This window comes from Novosphingobium sp. AP12 (assembly GCF_000281975.1).
Lineage (GTDB): Bacteria > Pseudomonadota > Alphaproteobacteria > Sphingomonadales > Sphingomonadaceae > Novosphingobium.
On sequence record NZ_AKKE01000114.1, the window covers coordinates 1 to 2,544 of the forward strand.

Here is a 2,544-nt window from a genome sequence, read left to right on the forward strand (position 1 = left end):
CACGATTGTCCCCATGTGAGGGACCGGGGAGGCTGGCGCCTCTCCGGTCCCTATCGTTTACAGATACCGTTGCGATTTCGGGGCACAGTGGGGTCGTCGTGGCCGGTGGCGCGGAAAGGCCAGCGCTTTTGCGACGAGGATTCGTACAGGGAACGTCCCGTAGCCTGCCTGCCGACGCCGGCGCGTTTCAACGGTAAATGACAGCGCGGTCCGGCGCATTTGCTCAAATCTGCTCAGCCCTTGCAGGTGATTAATTTCGGCATCCGTATTGCGAAACCGGACCGACCGGATTCAGGAAGAAGGAAATGGCGGATGAACGGCTGCTAAGGGTCGTCGGGAGACGTGCTCTTTTGCGCTCGGTAGCCATTCAATTTGTCCGCGAAGTCGGATGGAGAGAACCGTGCAATCACATAATCCGATCAGCATGTTCTGCGTTGGGTATCCAGCAAGTCTCCCGCCGCCCGAAAATCCTATACCGATTGCGCGCTACCCATCGATACGCTGGATCGCGCAGCCAGCGCGGCATCAGCAGTGCCAGCCCGGCAATGCGCCATGGCCATCCAAGGCCTGTATAGATCGATAGCACTGCATCGCTTTCCCGTAATACTCGGTCACCATCGATCACCAGGATGGTATCCGGGTCATTGGGATCGACACCGTGCTTACGGAACAATGCCGCGCCGACTGCGCCCTGCATCGGTGCGAGGCGATAACGGCGGGCTTTGTCATGGGTCAGAATGAACTGTGCGTTGGCCGAACAAAGCGCACATTCCCCGTCGAACAGAATGATGGGATGCGCTTCAGGCATCGCGGCGCTCCATGCTGCCGGTGTAGTGGATGATGGGCCCCAGCAGCGGCAGACTGACCGGAACATCGAAAACGTATCGCCCATCCTGCTCCCGTTCTATGGCACGGCAGCGCGGGCGAAGCCAGGATGGGAGCGGCAGGCCCAGAAAACGAAAGGCCACCAGATCGAGCACTATCTGGCCGCCGCCGTACGACACCCGGAAGATATTGGTGGCCAAGCCCATCCTTTCCACCATCAAACCTTCCCTGACGGTAAGGTCGCTGCGGTAACTGCGCCCGGCAAAAGTACGCCGCCATCTTTCGCCGTGCGCCAGTCGCTCGAACACGACGGAAACCGGAACCCCGTGCCCTTGGGCCGGCAATTTCATCATCCGGCACAGCAGCCGGGCGATGGGATTGCGGCTGAGCGTCACATGCGCCAGCCCTTCCCAGTGTTGCCTATCATCGGCGTCGTGCGCGGCGCGAAGCACCGGCGGCAACGCATTCATGTCGCCTGGCAGGAGGCGCCGGAATAGCGGCGGGTTCAAAATGCGATCTCCGGTTTGGCAACCATCAGCCAGTAGATGATGAGGACGCCGATGAAAGCCGGCCAGCCAAGGCCGAACCACCAGCGTGACAGGCGGAAATAGCGCGGCGGCAGGGCCTCTCCATCCGGCGTCCTGTCGGCGATGCGGCGCATCTCCACCTGAATGAACACGACCGGCACCCAGCAGGTACCCACCAGCACATAGAGCAGCATTGCCGCCACCAGCCAACCGCTGCTCAGCGGGAAGCCGGCGATCTGCGCCAGCCATACGCCCGTCACCGGCTGGACGATGACGGCAGGCGTCGTGAACAGCCAGTCGGCAAGCACGACATTGCGATTCACCACGCGGCGAGCGGCGAGCGATCCGGCACGGTTCGCCATCCATCCGTGAAAGGCCGTGCCCAGCCCCGTTCCGAACAGCAGCGTGGAACTGAGGATATGGATTAGCTTGAGAAGCAGGTATTCATCCACGGCGCATCTCCAATGCATGCACGGCGAGGGAAAGGCCCAGAACGGCCAGGTTTTTGACGAGCGGGCCGAACGGGTCCGCCCAGAGCTCGGGGGCGACCGCGCTGAGGATCGTCGTGTAGCCGCCCATCAGCATCACCCCCGCAAGGGCGCCGCCGCGCCGTCTTGCCAGAATGGCCAGGCCCACGGCGATGTCGGCCAGCGATCCGACCCAGAGCGCGACCATCGCCGCTGTCCCCGCAAGCCCAAGCCGCGCCAGCATGGCATCGGTGCTGCCGGCAGGTGCCAGCCCCAGCGAGACCAGCCCGCCGGCAAGCCAGACCAAGGCCAGCAGCCATCGCATAACGGGGATCATCGGCGACAGCCGGCTCATCGCCAGATCAGCCGAGGTCGAGGGATGCAGCGCCAGCACCTGTTCGACCGGACGGGGCATGATCCCCGTCCGATCGAACAGCGGAGCAAGCGGTGCGGTATTCCCGGCCGCCAGCATGGTCAGGCTCTCGGGCGAGGCAGGCCCAATGCCAGCATGGGTAACGAAGGCCAGAAGCCAGCGCGGGATCGGCAGTACCGGCGTCCGCCCCTTCTCCAGCCCCAGCCAGCGCCCCATCACGGCGGTCAGTTCGTCCGTGGACATCGCTGCGGGACCGGCGACGTCAAGACGACCGCACAATGCCCTCGGCGCCCTGAGCTGGTGCACCACGATCTCCACCAGGTCATCGACATGGATCGGCTGCACCTGCCAG

General features: G+C 63.6%; 4 protein-coding genes. All 4 read right to left on the reverse strand.

Annotated elements, in window-relative coordinates:
- Positions 1-406: 406 nt before the first annotated feature.
- Positions 407-808: a thiol-disulfide oxidoreductase DCC family protein gene (locus PMI02_RS26480; RefSeq protein ID WP_007684523.1), complete on the reverse strand. Its 402-nt coding sequence runs from the start codon at positions 806-808 to the stop codon at positions 407-409.
- Entirely contained in the window at positions 801-1,295 is a 495-nt protein-coding gene (locus tag PMI02_RS15540) for a DUF4166 domain-containing protein (RefSeq protein WP_081496714.1), read from the reverse strand. Before PMI02_RS15540 ends, PMI02_RS26480 begins: the two co-directional genes overlap by 8 nt.
- A 35-nt stretch (positions 1,296-1,330) precedes the next feature.
- Positions 1,331-1,804: a DUF2269 domain-containing protein gene (locus PMI02_RS15545; RefSeq protein WP_007684527.1), complete on the reverse strand. Its 474-nt coding sequence runs from the start codon at positions 1,802-1,804 to the stop codon at positions 1,331-1,333.
- Positions 1,797-2,544: SDR family oxidoreductase (locus PMI02_RS15550; RefSeq protein WP_007684529.1), on the reverse strand; the 748-nt coding region annotated here is incomplete at its 5' end. The genes PMI02_RS15550 and PMI02_RS15545, both read right to left, overlap by 8 nt.